The following is a 17,331-nucleotide window of genomic DNA, read 5'->3' on the forward strand; positions in this document are numbered from 1 at the left end:
CGCGCTTTCTCGATGGTTTCCCGAGGTTGATCTTCCCGAATTACCTGCCGTTCAGGATTGCACTCGAAACTTTTCGATCCCGGACCACCGAGGCACCGGGCAGCACGAATGGGAGCATGAATTGCCAGTAACACGGAGATCGTTCATGCGAGGTCTCGGAGTCACGGGAGGGGCCGGGCTCGCCTATGGAGCGATGTCGACGATCGGCCTCGCTCCATCCGCTCAGGCGGTGCCCACACGGTTCAGACCGCCGGCGAGGTCCGACCTGATCGGGAGGGTCGAGGGAAGTCCTTCGGTGGTCGTGCTCGGCGGTGGTCCTGCAGGACTGTGTGCGAGTTACGAGCTCCGCAAAGCGGGATACTCCGTGACGATTCTCGAAGCGAGGAACCGGCCGGGCGGCCGTGTGTGGTCTGTTCGCGGTGGTGCCGAGGAGACGGATCTGAACGGGGAAACTCAAACGTGCACGTTCTCCGACGGCCACTTCTACAACGTCGGCGCGACCCGAATACCGCAGAGCCACATCACGATGGACTACTGCAAGGAGCTCGGTGTCGAGCTCCAGACATTCGGCAATCAAAATGCCAACACCGTAGTCAACTACAAGAGCGACACGGCGCTCAATCAGCAGTCGGTGAGCTACCGAGCGGCGAAAGCAGACACGTACGGATACATGTCGGAACTGCTTCAGAAAGCCGCAAACCGGGGTGCTCTGGACGACGTGCTCAGCCGCGACGACAAGGACGCCCTGTCCGAGTTCCTCAGCGATTTCGGTGACCTGTCCGATGACGGGCGGTATCTCGGATCGACGCGGCGCGGCTATTCGTCCGAACCGGGCGCAGGTGTCGACTTCGGTGCCGAAACGAAGCCGCACAGCATGTCCGACGTCATTCGCAGCGGGATAGGCCGCAACTTCAGCTTCGAGTTCGGTTACGACCAAGCGATGTTGATGTTCTCACCTGTCGGTGGCATGGACCGAATCTACTACGCCTTCGAGGAGTCGATCGGCGTCGACAACATCGTCTACGGAGCCGAGGTCACGTCGATGAAGAACGCCGGCGAGCGCGTCGCCGTCGAATACACGAAAGACGGAAAAGCGGAATCGATCGACGCCGACTACCTGATCTGCACGATTCCACCCAACCTGATCGGACGCCTCGATACGAATCTACCCGCAGACGTGTTGGCGGCGAACAGAGCGGCCAAGCCGTTCTCGTCGGGCAAGCTCGGGATCGAGTACTCACGCCGATGGTGGGAGACCGACGAGCGCATCTACGGCGGTGCCAGCAACACCGACCTCGACATTTCGCAAATCATGTTCCCGTACGACCACTACAACTCCGATCGCGGTGTCGTCGTCGGGTACTACAACAGCGGCAAGAGGCATCAGGCCTTCGAATCCCTCACTCACAAGCAAAGGTTGGCGAAAGCAATCGCCGAAGGATCCATGATTCACGGCGACAAATACACCCGCGATATCGTGAGTTCCTTCTCCGGCAGTTGGCGTCGTACCAAGTATTCGGAGAGTGCGTGGGCCAATTGGGAGGGGTCGGGTGGTTCGCACGGCGGTGCCGCCACGCCGGAATACGAGAAACTGCTCGCACCTGTCGAACGAATCTATTTCGCAGGCGATCACCTCTCCAATGCAATTGCCTGGCAGCACGGTGCCTTCACATCGGCTCGCCAGGTCGTCACCGCGCTGCACGAGCGCGTCACCACGTCCTGATCGAAATCCCATACCTGTCGAAAGGCACCACGTTGTCACACGTCACTCGCTCACTCATCGCCGCTGCAGCAGCGGGAACCATTCTGTTCACCGCAGCGTGCTCCTCGGATTCCGAGGCCTCGGGCGACACAACCGAAACCACCGCGGGCGCACGGTCGGTGATCGAACCCGGCGAGGACAACCCGATGATCGCGCAAGGCGTCGAGATATCCGGCGATGCAACTGTATACAAGACCAGCGGTATCGGAGGTACAGCCATGAACGACGTTGCTGCGACCGGTACCCCCGAGTCCTACATCGACACCGAAGAGTTCCCGGGTGGCACGTTGCCTCCAGGTGTCACAGTCACCGAAGCACAAGGCATCAACGCACTGAAGAAGATCCGCGACAACCTCGAACAAGAGGGCTACACACTCGAGGACGTCGTGACGATGCGCGTGTTTCTCGACAACGCGCCCGGCACCGACATCGCCGATTATGCGGGCTGGAACCGTGCTTATCGGCAGTTCTTCGCAAATACGAATCTCGATACGGATGAGACAGAACTCGTTCCGCTCGGTAGCGCGGAGCCTGCGGCACCGCTGGAACGCAACTCCGCGCGACCTTCCCGATTCGCGTTGGAGGTCGCCTCGCTTCCGGTTCCGGGCTGGCTCGTCGAGGTAGAAGTGGACGCGGTCAAGTAGTTGTTCGAGTGCATCGATCTTGCGATCGGATCGAGAAATTGCACTCCGGTGGATTTCGGGCGCTACTGCCTACTGAATCCCTCGAGCATTCCTGTGTAGAGCTTGGCCGGTGGCGTAGCGAACTCGCCGCGCTTTCCGGTACCCAGTCCCAGCGAGACCAGGGACTGCACGAACAACGTGCCCGCGGCCACACCGTCGACCACAGGTACTCCGATCTCGGCCGAAATCTGTTGGCACAGATCGGCCATACCCGCGCAGCCGAGAACCACAGCATCGCTACCGTCCGTCTCGACGGCGACGCGGCACGCCTCGGTGACGATCTTGCGGGCGTCGGGATCGGTCTCGAGATCGAGGACCGGCAGTTCGCACGCATGAATGCCGAGGCAGTGGCGTCCGAAGCCGTAGTGGTTCGCCAGATCCTGGGCACGTCCGATGGTGCGTCCGAGTGTGGTGACGACGCTGAAACCTCGACCCAGGAAACTCGCGGCGTGCATGGCCGCCTCGGCGATACCGACGACCGGCCCGGCCGCCAGCTCGCGGGCCGCGTCGATACCGGGATCTCCGAAGCAGGCGATGACGTAACCGTCGACCCCAGCGGCCTCGCCCCGGGCGATCTCGGCGAGAATGCCTGGGACACTGAGTGCTTCGTCGACATGACTTTCGATGGACACGGGCCCCATCGAGGGGCTGACCGCATCGACGACCGTGCCCGGGCCGACCACGGCCCGGGCACAGTCAGCGATCGTTGCGGTCATCGAACTGGTGGTGTTCGGATTGATGACCTTGATGAGCACGGAAGAAATCCTAAGCCTTCGCTGGGACGTCGAAGTTGGTGACAGCCAGCTTGGTTCGTGTCGCCAGGTAGAAGTACATGACGAATCCGATACCGCAGCCGATGAACCAGCTGTACTTCGACGCCGTCGACATGCCGGCGATCTCCATGCCGTCGATGGCCCCGTTGAAGAGGACGGTGAACATCGCGACCAGCGCGCCGACGACGGTGGAGTACACCGCCGCCGGGTTGTAACCCTTGGAGTACCAGTACAGCCCGGTGGACGACATCGAGAACAGCTCGTCGACGACGACCTTCTGCTTGCGGACGAGGTAGTAGTCGGCGATGAGGATGCCGAACAGTGGTCCGATGAATGCACCGAGGGTCTCGAGCGTCAGGTGGATGACGTCGGGGTTGTTGTAGAGGTTCCACGGCGTGATCAGCACCGAGCCGATGGCGGCGATCATTCCGCCCGCGCGCCAGCTGATGCGCTGGGGGCTGACGTTCGAGAAATCGAATGCAGGGGAGATGAAGTTGGCGACGATGTTGATACCGATGGTGGCGATCGTGAAGGTCAGCGCGCCCAGGACGATGGCGAACGTGCTGTCGATCCGTGCCACGGTCTCGACCGGGTCGGTGATCAGTTCACCGAACACCGGAAGCGTCAACGACGCAGTGACGACGACGAGTATCGAGAAGACCAGGAAGTTCACCGGCAGACCGAGGAAGTTGCCCTTCTTCACGGCGGCGTAGGACTTTCCGTAACGCGAGAAGTCGCCGAAGTTGAGCATGGGGCCCGAGAAGTAGGACACCACGAGAGCGATCGCACCGAGCATGACCGGAATGGAGCTCAGACCCGTGTGCTCGACTTCTCCGAGGTTCAGATCGATTGCGCCCCAGCCGGCTTTCCAGATGAGGTAGCCGCACAGCATGAACATCACGACGTAGACAGCGGGGCCGCAGAAGTCGATGAACTTGCGAATGGACTCCATGCCCCGCCAGAACACCGCCGCTTGGACGACCCAGAGAAACAGGAAGCTCGCCCAGCCGAGCAGCGAGAGTCCGGCGAAACCGTAGTCGGCGGTGACGGCATACGGAGCGAGAGACGGGAACAGCTTGATCAACACGATGTCGAGAGCGGCCGAGGCCAGGAATGTCTGAATTCCGTACCAGGCCACGGCGATCAAGCCACGAATGATCGCCGGAATGTTGGCACCGAGAACACCGAAGACACTGCGGCAGATGACCGGATACGGAACTCCGGACACCTGGCTCGGCTTGGCGACGAGGTTGCAGAAGAAGTACACGATCGTGATGCCGACGAGCAGCGCGATCAGCACCTGCCAACTGGCCAAGCCGAGCGCGAACAGGCTGCCCGCGGTCACGTAGCCACCGACCGAGTGCACGTCGGACATCCAGAAGGCGAAGAGATTGTACGAGGTCCACGTCTGCTTCTTCAGCGGAGCGAGATCCTCGTTGGTCAGCCGCGGGTCGTAGCTGTCCTTGATCAGGCCACCGCCGACGGGGTGGCCCGCGGCTTCCACGAGATCTCCCGTTTGAGCGGGACCGTGCGCTGTATCTGTCATCGATGCTCCTGACGGCATGGCATTGAGGTGAACGAAGGAGGTGAACGAGCGAATGAGGAAAAGCTAGCGGCGCAGTGTTGCGCACTCGTGACGCGAGCGATATATCTTTCGGATTCGCTCCTCGGCTATTCCGACGGCGGATCGGCAAACAATCCATGGTCGTTCGACAGTGTCGAAATGACCGAATTGAGACGCGTGTGGTGATGTTGTGCTGCGCCGAGCAGTCCCGCGGAATCACCGTCCAGGAATGCCGTGAGCATATCGGCGTGGTCGCTGTGCAGTGATGCCCTGTCGGAACCGGCGACATGCACCATCGGCTGTACGGGTTCGGTGATGTTCCAGGCGGATTCGAGCATGTGCAGCAACCGGTGCATCCGAGAAGGCCGCGTCAGGGACAGATGGAATTCACGTGAGAGTCGGTGATACTCCCGCGAGTCGTCGCGAGCCAGTGACGCTTCGAGTTGCCGATTGATCTCGATGAGGTGCTCACGGTCGGCATCGGTGGCGAATTCGACGGCGATCGGCAGCGCCGCAGTCTCCAGAACCTCTCGGACGATGTACATTTCGCGTAGTTCGGCCGCGGTCAATTGGGCGACCGTGTAGCCGAGATTCGGCCGATGATCGACCAAGCCCTCGCCGATCAGCGTCTTGAGCGACTCGCGCACCGGTATTCTGCTCACCCCGAACAGTTCCGCCACTTCGTTGAGCGGAATAGGGGTATTCGGTGGAGCGTCGCCCGCGAGAATTACCCGACGCAATTCGCGCAGAATCGACGGCTGCGGGCCACCGGGTGCCGATATCGACAATTGCGAGAGCAATATGGACCGACGGCGGGGTGGCACGAATGGAAGATTAGCGACCGTGTGTTTCGGCGGCGTGACGGCTTCGTTCCATCCGATATCATCTGCATCCATGTCCAGGGACTCACTCGGTGCTCAGTACTGGCCGGACGTCGACCGGTCGAGGACCCTCGTCGTGCCGGTCGGTTCGATCGAGCAGCACGGACCGCACCTTCCCCTCGACACCGACACTCGTATCGCCGACGCCGTGGCGCGAACCGTCCCGCATGCAACCGTTGCCCCGCCGATCGCGTACGGAGCCAGTGGTGAGCACGAAGGATTTCCCGGCACCGTCTCGATCGGTGCGGCCGCGCTCGAAACGCTTCTGGTGGAGTACGGACGCTCCGCCTGCCGGTGGGCCGAGCGGGTGGTGTTCGTCAACGGCCACGGCGGAAACGCACCGACGGTGCGGACCGCAGTGCTGCAGCTCCGGTACGAGGGCCGCGATGTCGTGTGGTTTCCGTGCGCGATACCCGGAGCAGATGCTCACGCCGGCCGGACCGAAACGTCGTTGCTGCTGCATCTTTCGCCCGAGGCGGTGGACATGACGAAGGCGCAGGTGGGAAATGTGACCGATATCGCCGCCCTGCTCCCGGCACTTCGCGACGGTGGATTGGCTCCGATCACCGCCAACGGCGTGCTCGGCGATCCGACCGGGGCCGATGCGGAGGAAGGGCGTCGCGCCTTCGAGCAGATGTGCACCCGAGCAGCCGATGCAGTCGGGCGATGGAGTCCCTCCGAGCAGGGCGTGATCTCATGACCGAACCCGGTGAAACGCCTGGTCGCGACCCCGAGCAGAAGCTGCGGAAAACGGGGAACAGGTATGTTCCGTCCGATTTCTCGGGTGGCCGACACTCCGGCGGCTTGTCCGCTTACGATCTCCTGATGGGTGAAGGTCGGTTGCCTGACGGCTTCGGGGTGCGAGTCGATCCACGCGTACGTACATTCTCCGAAGGGCGTGTCCTGATCGGTGGTTCACCGACCCGCATGCTCAAGCTGGCACCGACCGCTGCCGCCATGATCGGCGACGGGTTCATCGAAGTGACCGACTCGCAGTCCGCGCTCGTGGCCCGCAAATTGCTCGACTCCGGAGTCGGGAATCCGCGGCCGATGTCGATTCCCGCGCCGAGCGACGTCACCGTCGTCGTGCCGCTCAAGAACAACGAAGCGGGGTTGGAGCGCTTGATCGCGTCGCTCCACGGGCTGCACGTCATCATCGTCGACGACGGCTCGGACGTGCCGGTCGCCGTACCGCGGATCTCCTGGAGCGTGGGCAGCATGACGGTGCTGCGGCACGAGCGCTCACGTGGACCTGCTGCCGCACGAAACACTGGCTTGCGATGTGCAACAACGGATTTCGTAGCGTTCTTGGACTCCGACGTCGTGCCACGTAAGGGGTGGCTGGAGGTGATGCTCGGCCACTTCTCGGATCCGGCGGTCGCCCTGGTGGCCCCCCGCATCGTCGCACTCGAGCCCGAGGGCAGTGCGCTGGCCAGATACGAACATGCCCGCTCGTCGCTCGACCTGGGTCGCAAGGAAGCGGCGGTACGGGCAGGCAGTTCGGTGTCCTACGTCCCAAGCGCCGCGATGTTGATGCGTCGATCGGTGGCGATGGACTGCGACGGATTCGACGAGTCGATGCACGTGGCCGAAGACGTGGACCTGTGCTGGCGATTGCAGGAAGCGGGGTGGAGGCTGCGCTACGAACCCGTCGCCCACGTCGCGCACGAGCATCGCGTCACCTTCGCCGAATGGTTCGCCCGCAAGCTGTTCTACGGCACCGGTGCCACACCGTTGTCGGCACGTCATCCGGGAATGGTGCCGCCCATCGCGATGTCCCCGTGGACGTTGGTTGCATGTCTGCTCGCCGCGAGTCTGACGCGGATCGGTCTCGTCGGCGCTGCCGCCACACTCGGCGTGACGATCGTTCGTCTGCGCAGGATGTTCGTCGGTCTGGACCAGCCCACTCGGATCGCGGCCATCCTCGCGGCCGAGGGTTTCGTGGCGGGGTTGTGGCAACTGGCGTCGGCCCTGTGTCGGCACTATTGGCCGATCACCCTGCTCGCCGTACTGCTGTCGAGTCGTATTCGTAGAATTGCACTGGGATTGGCTGTGGCAGAGGCGTTCTCGGATTGGTACAAGCACAGGGAGCCCGGCGGTCTCGATCCGGTGCGTTACGCCCTCTACAAACGAGCCGATGACGTCGCCTACGGAGCGGGGCTGTGGCACGGTGCACTGTCCGCCCGCAGCGTCGACGCCCTCAAGCCCCGCCTCGACGGCTGACGTGGTGCCACCCCGGTCTGCTCCGTCGACGGTGTGAACCCGATCGAGTTCGCCGACGTCATCGTCGTCGGAGGTGGTTCCTGCGGCTGCGTTCTCGCATCGAGGCTCAGTGAGAACCCCGATCGGTCGGTGCTGTTGCTCGAGGCCGGGCCTGCGTTCCACAGCGTCGCCGACGTTCCGGCGGCCGTGCTCGACGCGGCGACACTTCCCATCGGCCCCGGTAGCGAATGGGTGGGAACCTATACGGCCGAACTCGCGGCCGGTGTGTCCCGGACGATCGCGCGAGGCCGGGTGCTGGGAGGCTCCGGCGCAGTGAACGGCGGCTACTTCGTCCGCGCCACGCCGGGTGACTTCGATGCCTGGCCGCAGTCTTTGTGGTCGTTCGATCAGGTGCTGCCGTTCTACATCGGCTCCGAAACCGATCTAGATGCCGACGCGGTCGATCGGTGGCACGGTTCCCGCGGGCCGATGCCGGTCTCGCGCACGTCGGAGCAGGACCGACATCCGCTGACCGCATCGTTCGTGCAGGCGGCCGCGAACGCAGGTTTTCGATTCCACGAGGACATGAACGCACCCGACGCGGCCGTGGGAGGAGTGGGCGCAGTTCCGTCGAACATCCGAAACGGTATCCGTGTAAGTGCCGCTCTGGCATACCTTCTGCCGGTCATCGATCGAAAGAACATACGGGTACAAGGGAATACGACGGTGTCGTCGTTGATGTTCGAGAAAAACAGGGTGGCCGGGGTCGAGATCATTGTCGACGGTGTACGCAGTATCGTGAAGTCCGACAAGGTGATTCTGTCTGCTGGTGCTGTGCACACCCCCGCGTTGCTGCTTCGATCCGGCATCGGGCCGGCCGAAAGCAGTGTTGCGCTGGGGATTCCGGTGATCTCCGACAGTCCGGGCGTCGGCCGTGGCTTCAGCGACCACCCCGAGGTTGCCGTTCCGGTAGCGACGACCGAAGAATTCTCGACGGTATCTCGTGCTCTGGAAGCGGTGTTGCACGCGGGCGATGTCGAGATCAGGCCGTACACCGGGAGATTCGATCGATTGATCTCCGGTCTTTCTCGTGGGCCGCATGTGTTCGGTGTCGGCCTCATGCGTTCGACGGCACGAGGGAGCATCACGCTGCGAAGCACGGATCCGTTCGAGTCCCCGGACGTGCGATACCGCTATCTCGAATCGGAGGTCGACCGGCTCGCTATGCGCGAGGGCGTCGAACTCGCGCGCGATCTACTGGCGTCGCCGATCATGTCGGAGATCGTCGATGTGCCCGCGATCGACGACCCCCTCGCGGTACTCGGTACCTCCCTGCATCTGTCCGGCAGCGCCAAGATGGGCCCGGAATCGGACCCGGAGGCGGTGCTCGACGACCACTGCCGGGTGCGCGGTGTCGACGGTGTCCTCGTCGTCGACACCTCGGCGTTTCCGGTGGTGCCCAGCCGCGGCCCGCATGCGACGGCGATCATGTTCGCCGAGCGTGCAGCGGCCTTGATTGCAGACCACGGTAGGGGTGTCGAGGCGTAGCGTTCATGGTCTGGGGACCGTTCGGGTTCCCCGATAGATGGGTTACTGCCATGTCGGACAAATCGCCCCGCAACACTATGACCAAGAAATCCGGCAAATCGCTCAAGGACAAGCGCGCGGACAAGCGGGCCAAGTCGAGTGGTGACACCAGCAACGACATCATCACGTCGAGCGCCAAGAAGAAGTAGGCAACCGGGGTCGGCGCGACCGGCCACAGCCGCGCGCGCCGGCCACGGCTGTATCCTGGTCTGTGAGCTGGGTAACAACGATGTGGACAGGTCACGGAGGAAGCGTCGAATGGCAAGCCGATCGGACAGTGGCGGCAACCCCTGGGTCGCAGTGCGTCCCGGCGAGGACGTCGCTGTGCTCGCGCGCCAGATGTCCAGTGCCCACCAATCTTTCGTGGACGACCTCCGTACTCACGGTTCGACGGTGAGGTCCGTCGTACTCGACTCGTGGATGCGCAGTCGCACCAAGGGGGTCGATCCCGACGGCGGAAACGACACCCCCGCATTGACCGGGCCGGATCTCGAGCGCTACCGCAACGGGCATCCGATGGCGATCATTCGTCCGGTCATCCGAAAGCTGCTGGTCGAGGACGCGGCGGACACCGGCTTGCTCGTCGCCATCTCCGATGCCGAAGGCCGGCTGCTGTGGGTCGAGGGTGACTCCGCAGCCAAGGACCGAGCGCTCACGATGGACTTCGCCGAGGGCGTCGATTGGAGCGAGGAGAACAAGGGCACCAATGCCCCCGGTACCGCTCTTGCGGTCGACCACAGTGTGCAGATCTTCGCGTCCGAGCATTTCTCTCGGTCGGTGCACGAGTGGAGCTGCTCGGCAGCACCGGTTCACCACCCCACCAGTGGCCACATCCTGGGGGCGATCGACATCACCGGTGGCCCGCGCGTGGCGGTGCCCGAGGTGCTCTCGCTGGTGCGTGCCACCGTCGCCGCCGCCGAGTCCGAATTGCGCCTGCATCTGATGAACTCGCCGAAATCGTTGGGCGACACTGCTCCTCGGCTCGAGGTTCTCGGATCCGGACGGCCGGGAGTGGTGCGTGGTTCCGGCCGGATACCGCTCTCCCAGCGACACGCGGAGATACTCCTCCTACTCGGTGAGCATCCCGAAGGGCTCAGCTCCGACCACCTCGCCGTGCTGCTCGACGAGCAGGAGCTGGACTCGGTGACGATTCGCGCCGAGATGTCGAGATTGCGCAAGGCATTCGGTACCGCCGGCCTGGCGTCGCGGCCCTACCGTCTGGTCGGCGAGCTGTCCTCGGACGTCGGCGACATCCGGCGTGCCCTCGACCGCGGAGACGTCGAGGCTGCTCTTCGTATCTACTCGGGACCGGTGCTGCCCGGATCGTCCGCGCCCGGCATCGAGGAGATCCGCGAGGAACTGCGGTCTCGAATGCAGGCCGCGCTGCTCCGACTCGGAGATCCGGTGCTACTGGCGCAGTGGACGTCGTCGATTCACGGTCGATCGGACGTGATCGCGTGGGAGGCCTACCGGGCCACCCTGAGCCGAGACTCCGCGCTGTACGGGCAGGTCAGTGCGCGTATCGATCTCCTCGACCGCGAACTCGGAATCTGACGCGATCGCCACTGTCGGTACCTCCGGCAGCAGCGGCAACACAGATGCAGTCGCATCGGCAACGTAGTTGCAACGTTGCAAGCCCTAGTGTCCTGAATCACACACCGCATCAACTGTGAAGCACGTGTCGATCAGGAGGATTTTCAATGTCCGTCTACTCCCGTCCAGGTTCCGCCGATTCCGTCATGTCGTTCCAGTCGCGTTACGACAACTGGATCGGCGGCGAGTGGGTACCGCCGGTCAAGGGTCAGTACTTCGAGAACCCGACTCCCGTCACCGGAGAGAACTTCTGCGAGGTCGCCCGCTCCACGTCCGAGGACATCGAGCTCGCGCTCGATGCCGCACACGCCGCAGCGCCCGCATGGGGCAAGACCTCCGCCGCCGAGCGCGCCGTGATTCTCAACAAGATCGCCGACCGAATCGCCGAGAACCTCGAGTCCATCGCACTGGCGGAGTCCTGGGACAACGGCAAGCCGATTCGCGAGACTCTCAACGCCGACATTCCGCTCGCCGTCGATCACTTCCGCTACTTCGCCGGCTGCATCCGCGCGCAGGAGGGATCACTCTCCGAGATCGACAGCGACACAGTGGCATACCACTTCCACGAGCCGCTCGGAGTCGTCGGGCAGATCATCCCGTGGAACTTCCCGATCCTCATGGCCGTATGGAAGCTCGCGCCCGCTCTCGCGGCCGGAAATGCCGTGGTGCTCAAGCCCGCCGAGCAGACTCCCGCATCGATCCTGCACCTGATCTCGATCATCGGCGACCTCCTGCCTCCGGGCGTCGTCAACATCGTCAACGGATTCGGAGTCGAGGCAGGCAAGCCGCTGGCGTCCAGCCCGCGCATCGCCAAGATCGCCTTCACCGGGGAGACCACCACCGGCCGTCTCATCATGCAGTACGCGTCGCAGAACCTGATTCCGGTGACGCTCGAACTCGGCGGCAAGAGCCCCAACGTCTTCTTCTCCGACGTGCTGCAGGCCAACGACGATTACCAGGACAAGGCGCTCGAGGGCTTCACGATGTTCGCCCTCAATCAGGGTGAAGTGTGCACCTGCCCGTCGCGCTCGCTGATCCAGGCGGACATCTTCGACGAGTTCCTCGCCTTGGCCGCCATCCGCACCAAGGCTGTGCGACAGGGAGATCCGCTCGACACCGAGACCATGATCGGCGCACAGGCGTCCAACGATCAGCTCGAGAAGATTCTCTCGTACATCGAGATCGGCAAGGGCGAGGGCGCACAGGTCGTCACCGGCGGTGAGCGTGCGCAGCTCGGCGGAGATCTGAACGGTGGCTACTACGTCCAGCCGACGATCTTCACCGGCAAGAACAACATGCGTATCTTCCAGGAGGAGATCTTCGGCCCGGTCGTGTCGGTCACGTCCTTCAAGGACTACGACGATGCCATCGACATCGCCAACGACACCCTCTACGGACTCGGCGCAGGCGTCTGGTCTCGCGACGGCGGCGTCGCCTACCGAGCCGGACGCGACATCAAGGCCGGCCGCGTGTGGACCAACACGTACCACCAGTACCCCGCGCACGCCGCGTTCGGTGGCTACAAGCAGTCGGGTATCGGCCGCGAGAACCACAAGATGATGCTCGATCACTACCAGCAGACCAAGAACCTGCTCGTCAGCTACGCCCAGAAGGCCCAGGGCTTCTTCTGATGAACAGCGCTGCGCAGCCCGCGCGGCTGAAGACCACCGTCGAGGCGATGGACCTGCTCCGTCGCCTCGGCGGTATCCACGGGGAACTGATGATGCATCAGTCCGGGGGATGCTGTGACGGGTCGTCGCCGATGTGTTATCCCGCAGGCGAATTCATCGTCGGCGACCGGGACGTTCTCCTGGGGTACATCGACCTTCGGCTGGGGGTCGGTGAGGTCCCACAGGACCTGCCGACCGGGAGCGACGGTGTGCCGGTGTGGATCTCGGGATCCCAGTTCCAGGCGTGGAAGCACACCCAGCTCGTGCTCGACGTGGTTCCCGGCCGCGGCGGTGGATTCTCGCTCGAATCGCCCGAGGGAGTGCGGTTCCTCAGCCGCGGACGTGCGTACACCGCCGAGGAGAACGACATTCTCGCGCAGCATCCACCACTGGTGGGAGTCGACTGGGAAGAAGGTCGACGGCCGGAGGTTCCCGCAGACCCCTTGGTGGTCGCCGAGGCCGTCGATGCGTGTCCCGTCCCTGGGATGCTTCAGGGCTGAGTGCTTGTGGCAGTGGTGCGGTTGGATGCCGCAGGTGGCACACAACCGCACCACTGCGCGCAGCGCATACAGTGCGAGCGATGAAGAGTTCATCGAAATCCGACGCGGCCGAGGGCGGCGAAAGCCTGCGTACCGTGGTGATCGCATTCGTCGCCAATCTCGGCGTCGCGATCGCCAAGACGTTCGCCGCAGTGTTCACCGGGTCGGCGTCGATGGTTGCCGAAGCCGCGCACTCGTGGGCGGATACCGGTAACGAGATCTTCCTGCTCGTCGCCAATCGTCGAGGTTCGCGCGGGCCCGACGATCGGCGGCCGCTCGGCTACGGGCGCGAGACCTACTTCTGGTCGACGCTCGCAGCCATCGGTCTCTTCGTCGCCGGTGCTGCGGTATCGGTGTGGCACGGCATCACCTCGTTGCTCGCCGGCGAATCGAGCAGCGAGAACTACCTCGTCGCGTATGTGGTGCTCGCCGTCGCATTTCTGCTCGAGGGAGTGTCGTTCCTGCAATCGGTTCGGCAGATTCGCGGTGAAGCGGCCGAATACGACAAGGACTTCCTCGACTACGCACTCGAGACCTCGGATCCGACGCTGCGCGCGGTGTTCGCGGAGGACAGCGCCGCATTGATCGGCATCGTGATCGCCGGTGCGGGAATCGGGTTGCATCAACTGACGGGGTCCGCGGCCTTCGATGCCATCGGATCCATTCTGGTGGGTGTACTGCTCGGAATCGTCGCCTTCGTGTTGATCGATCGAAACCGCCGATTCCTGACCGGCGAACCAGGATCGAGAGCATTATGGAACGCGGTGGTGCAGCGGATCGAGCAACTTCCCGAGGTGGCGTCGGTCAGATTCGTGCGCATCGAGTTCGTCGGTCCCAAACAGATCTACGTGGTGGCGAGTGTCGATCTCGTCGGTGATTTCGCAGAATCACGCATCGCGCACACGCTCCGGCGGCTGGAGCGTGAGTTGGAAACCAACAGGGCTGTGGTGGACGCGGTACTGACAGTCGCCGAACCGGACGAGGGAGACATCGGCGACGTGAACGCCGTCGGAACCTGACGTAATTCGCCCGTCACTCATCGATGACGCGGCGCTTACATCACGGGCCTATCTTGAACCGATTCGCGCGCCACACGTGTTGTGAATCGTCCCCTCGGGCGTGACCCCGCTCCGAGCGAACTTGCTACGAGAGGCTTGCAATGTCCGTGGTAGACCCCCAGTCGTCTCAATCGAAGTCCGGCTCTCACGAGGGCACTCGGTCGCACGTCGAGGGCGGTGACTACCTGGCCAAACGTACCCTGAAGAAGGGGACAGCGGGCTGGGTACTGCTGGCAGGCCTCGGAGTCAGCTACGTCATCTCCGGCGATTACTCGGGGTGGAACCTCGGTCTCGCGGAGGGCGGTTTCGGTGGCCTCCTGATTGCGGCGATCATCATCGCGGGCATGTACCTGGCCATGGTCCTCGGCATGGCAGAGATGTCCTCGGCGCTGCCTGCAGCGGGCGGTGGCTACACCTTCGCCCGCCGAGCGCTCGGGCCGTGGGGCGGATTCGCCACCGGCACAGCCATTCTCATCGAGTACGCGATCGCCCCGGCGGCAATCGCCACGTTCATCGGTGCCTACGTCGAATCACTCGGACTGTTCGGTATCACCGACGGCTGGTGGGTCTACCTGGTGGTCTACGCCGTGTTCATCGGGATCCATCTGTCCGGCGCAGGCGAAGCCCTCAAGATCATGTTCGTCATCACCGGAATCGCACTGGTCGGACTCGTGGTGTTCGCCATCGCCGCCATCGGACAGTTCGACGCGAGCAACCTGACCGACATCGCCCCCACCGACGCCGCCGGAGCCTCCGGATTCCTGCCGTTCGGCTACCTCGGAATCTGGGCTGCCGTTCCGTTCGCCATCTGGTTCTTCCTCGCCATCGAAGGTGTTCCGCTGGCCGCGGAAGAGGCCAAGGATCCGACGAAGAACGTCCCGCGCGGCATCATCGCCGCCATGGGCGTACTGCTCGTCACCGGTGCCGTCGTGCTGTTCCTGGTGACCGGGGCCGGCGGTGCCGACGCCGTCAAGGAATCGGGAAACCCGTTGGTGGAAGCCCTCGGCGACGGAACCGCGAGCAAGATCGTCAACTACATCGGCCTGGCCGGACTCGTCGCGTCGTTCTTCTCGATCATGTATGCGTACTCACGCCAGCTGTTCGCGCTCTCACGCGCCGGATACCTGCCGAAGACGCTGTCCATCACCAACTCTCGCAAGGCGCCCACGCTGGCGTTGATCGTGCCCGGCGTCATCGGCTTCTTGCTCTCGTTGACCGGTCAGGGCGGAATGTTGCTCAACATGGCCGTGTTCGGTGCGGCTCTGAGTTACGTTCTGATGATGGTCAGCCACATCGTGCTGCGTCGTAACGAGCCGAACATGGAACGCCCGTACCGAACCCCCGGCGGCGTCGTGACCACCGGATTCGCGTTGGTCATCGCAGCCCTCGCCGTTGTCGCCACCTTCGTCGTCGACTCCACCGCGGCGCTGTGGTGCCTGGCCGTGTTCGTCGCGTTCATGGCCTACTTCGGCATCTACAGCAGGCATCATCTGGTTGCGAATTCGCCGGACGAGGAATTCGCCGCACTGGCCGAGGCCGAGGCCGAGCTGGAATGACGATCTACACCCAACAGGTCTCGGGTACCACCTACACCTTCGACGGTCTGGTGGACCTGATGGCCAAGGCGACCCCGCTGCGGTCGGGAGACGAATTGGCCGGTTGCGCAGCCGAATCCGATGCCGAACGAGCTGCAGCGCAGTGGGCATTGTCGGAGGTCTCGCTCGATGTCTTCCTGCACGATCTGCTCGTTCCGTACGAGAGCGACGAGGTCACCCGGCTCATCATCGATTCACACGACCGAATCGCGTTCGGGGCGGTCTCGCACCTGACCGTCGGAGGTCTGCGGGACTGGCTGCTGCAGGTCACCGCAGGGCCGAACGCGGCGGCGACGTTGCGCTCGGTGGCAGCCGGACTGACCCCGGAGATGGTGGCGGCGGTCAGCAAGATCATGCGGAACCAGGATCTGATCGCGGTGTCGCGGGCCGCGCAGGTGACGTCGGCGTTCCGTACGACGATAGGGCTGCCCGGAACACTGACCACGCGGCTTCAGCCCAATCACCCGACGGACGACCCCCGCGGAATCGCCGCGGCCACGCTCGACGGACTGTTGCTCGGATCGGGCGACGCGGTGATCGGTATCAACCCGGCCACCGACTCACCGCAGGCGACGGCCGACCTGCTGCATCTGCTCGACGAGATTCGGCAACGCTTCGAGATTCCGACGCAGTCGTGCGTTCTCTCGCACGTGACGACGACGATGGAACTGATCGACAAGGGCGTTCCGGTCGATCTGGTCTTCCAATCCATCGCGGGCACCGAAGGAGCCAATTCGAGCTTCGGAGTGAACGTTCCGCTGCTGCGGGAAGCCAACGAGGCCGGCCGATCGCTGCACCGCGGAACCGTCGGGAACAACGTCATGTATCTCGAAACCGGTCAGGGTTCGGCATTGTCGGCGGGTGCGCACATCGGCACCGGCGACCGCCCCGTCGATCAGCAGACCCTCGAAACGCGCGCGTACGCCGTGGCCCGCGATCTCGAGCCGTTACTGATCAACACCGTCGTCGGATTCATCGGGCCCGAGTACCTGTACGACGGCAAGCAGATCATCAGGGCGGGCCTGGAAGATCACTTCTGCGGCAAGCTGCTTGGACTGCCGATGGGAGTGGACGTCTGCTACACCAACCACGCCGAGGCCGACCAGGACGACATGGACACCCTGCTGACGCTCCTCGGCGCGGCCGGGGTCGCGTTCGTCATCGCGGTTCCCGGTGCCGACGACGTCATGCTCGGATACCAATCGCTGAGCTTTCACGACGTGCTCTACGTCCGACAGGTTCTGGGTCTGCGGCCGGCACCGGAATTCGAGTCGTGGCTCTCCCGTCTGGGCATGGTGGACGCCGACGGCCGGGTCCTCGACGTCGATGCCGCGGGTTCACCGTTGCGAGCCTTGATGAGTGCGCGATGACCGGTGAATCGGAGGTGGCAGGAGTGGAGCCCGCGGAACGACCAGGGAGTGCAG

Annotated in this window: 14 protein-coding genes; 11 read left to right on the forward strand and 3 right to left on the reverse strand. The window is 63.6% G+C overall.

All coding sequences use genetic code 11. From position 1 onward, the window contains the following. Positions 1-145: 145 nt before the first annotated feature. Complete coding sequence (locus CH273_RS23305) at positions 146-1,723, forward strand: flavin monoamine oxidase family protein (protein ID WP_032397565.1); 1,578 nt, start codon at positions 146-148, stop codon at positions 1,721-1,723. Between the two features lie 32 nt (positions 1,724-1,755). After that, on the forward strand, positions 1,756-2,406 hold the full coding sequence (locus tag CH273_RS23310; protein WP_032397564.1) for a Rid family hydrolase: 651 nt from the start codon (positions 1,756-1,758) through the stop codon (positions 2,404-2,406). A gap of 62 nt (positions 2,407-2,468) precedes the next feature. Here the strand turns inward: CH273_RS23310 and CH273_RS23315 are convergent, their stop codons facing one another. The 3 genes from CH273_RS23315 to CH273_RS23325 all read right to left on the reverse strand — a co-directional run bounded on the left by CH273_RS23315 (position 2,469) and on the right by CH273_RS23325 (position 5,606). Further along, positions 2,469-3,200: an aspartate/glutamate racemase family protein gene (locus CH273_RS23315; protein ID WP_032397563.1), complete on the reverse strand. Its 732-nt coding sequence runs from the start codon at positions 3,198-3,200 to the stop codon at positions 2,469-2,471. A gap of 10 nt (positions 3,201-3,210) precedes the next feature. Next, on the reverse strand, positions 3,211-4,764 hold the full coding sequence (locus tag CH273_RS23320) for an NCS1 family nucleobase:cation symporter-1 (RefSeq protein ID WP_032398254.1): 1,554 nt from the start codon (positions 4,762-4,764) through the stop codon (positions 3,211-3,213). A gap of 125 nt (positions 4,765-4,889) precedes the next feature. After that, positions 4,890-5,606 carry a GntR family transcriptional regulator gene (locus CH273_RS23325; protein ID WP_032398253.1) on the reverse strand — a complete coding sequence of 239 codons (717 nt, stop codon included), beginning with the start codon at positions 5,604-5,606 and terminating at the stop codon, positions 4,890-4,892. A 70-nt stretch (positions 5,607-5,676) separates the two neighbouring features. Here CH273_RS23325 and mftE point away from each other — a divergent pair, with 70 nt between their 5' ends. The 9 genes from mftE to CH273_RS23370 all read left to right on the forward strand — a co-directional run bounded on the left by mftE (position 5,677) and on the right by CH273_RS23370 (position 17,277). Next, positions 5,677-6,363 carry a mycofactocin biosynthesis peptidyl-dipeptidase MftE gene (mftE, locus tag CH273_RS23330; protein WP_032397562.1) on the forward strand — a complete coding sequence of 229 codons (687 nt, stop codon included), beginning with the start codon at positions 5,677-5,679 and terminating at the stop codon, positions 6,361-6,363. A gap of 125 nt (positions 6,364-6,488) precedes the next feature. Further along, positions 6,489-7,886 (forward strand): mycofactocin biosynthesis glycosyltransferase MftF, encoded by a 1,398-nt coding sequence (gene mftF / locus CH273_RS23335; protein WP_032398252.1) that lies wholly within the window; start codon positions 6,489-6,491, stop codon positions 7,884-7,886. A 33-nt stretch (positions 7,887-7,919) separates the two neighbouring features. Then, positions 7,920-9,413 carry a mycofactocin dehydrogenase MftG gene (gene mftG, locus CH273_RS23340; RefSeq protein ID WP_032397561.1) on the forward strand — a complete coding sequence of 498 codons (1,494 nt, stop codon included), beginning with the start codon at positions 7,920-7,922 and terminating at the stop codon, positions 9,411-9,413. 297 nt (positions 9,414-9,710) lie between these two features. Beyond that, positions 9,711-11,006 (forward strand): sigma-54-dependent transcriptional regulator family protein, encoded by a 1,296-nt coding sequence (locus CH273_RS23345; protein ID WP_032397560.1) that lies wholly within the window; start codon positions 9,711-9,713, stop codon positions 11,004-11,006. A 146-nt stretch (positions 11,007-11,152) separates the two neighbouring features. Then, entirely contained in the window at positions 11,153-12,676 is a 1,524-nt protein-coding gene (gene exaC / locus CH273_RS23350) for an acetaldehyde dehydrogenase ExaC (protein WP_032397559.1), read from the forward strand. Beyond that, positions 12,676-13,215 carry a DUF779 domain-containing protein gene (locus CH273_RS23355; protein ID WP_045195996.1) on the forward strand — a complete coding sequence of 180 codons (540 nt, stop codon included), beginning with the start codon at positions 12,676-12,678 and terminating at the stop codon, positions 13,213-13,215. The genes exaC and CH273_RS23355 overlap by 1 nt, the downstream gene beginning before the upstream one ends. Positions 13,216-13,295: 80 nt before the next feature. After that, a complete protein-coding gene (locus CH273_RS23360) occupies positions 13,296-14,273 on the forward strand; it encodes a cation diffusion facilitator family transporter (RefSeq protein WP_032397558.1) in 978 nt (325 codons plus the stop codon). A 140-nt stretch (positions 14,274-14,413) separates the two neighbouring features. Further along, a complete protein-coding gene (gene eat / locus CH273_RS23365) occupies positions 14,414-15,868 on the forward strand; it encodes an ethanolamine permease (RefSeq protein ID WP_032397557.1) in 1,455 nt (484 codons plus the stop codon). Then, entirely contained in the window at positions 15,865-17,277 is a 1,413-nt protein-coding gene (locus CH273_RS23370) for an ethanolamine ammonia-lyase subunit EutB (protein ID WP_032397556.1), read from the forward strand. Before eat ends, CH273_RS23370 begins: the two co-directional genes overlap by 4 nt. Positions 17,278-17,331: the final 54 nt, after the last annotated feature.

It is taken from the genome of Rhodococcus sp. 05-339-2, assembly GCF_002258965.1.
Taxonomy (GTDB): Bacteria; Actinomycetota; Actinomycetes; order Mycobacteriales; family Mycobacteriaceae; genus Rhodococcoides.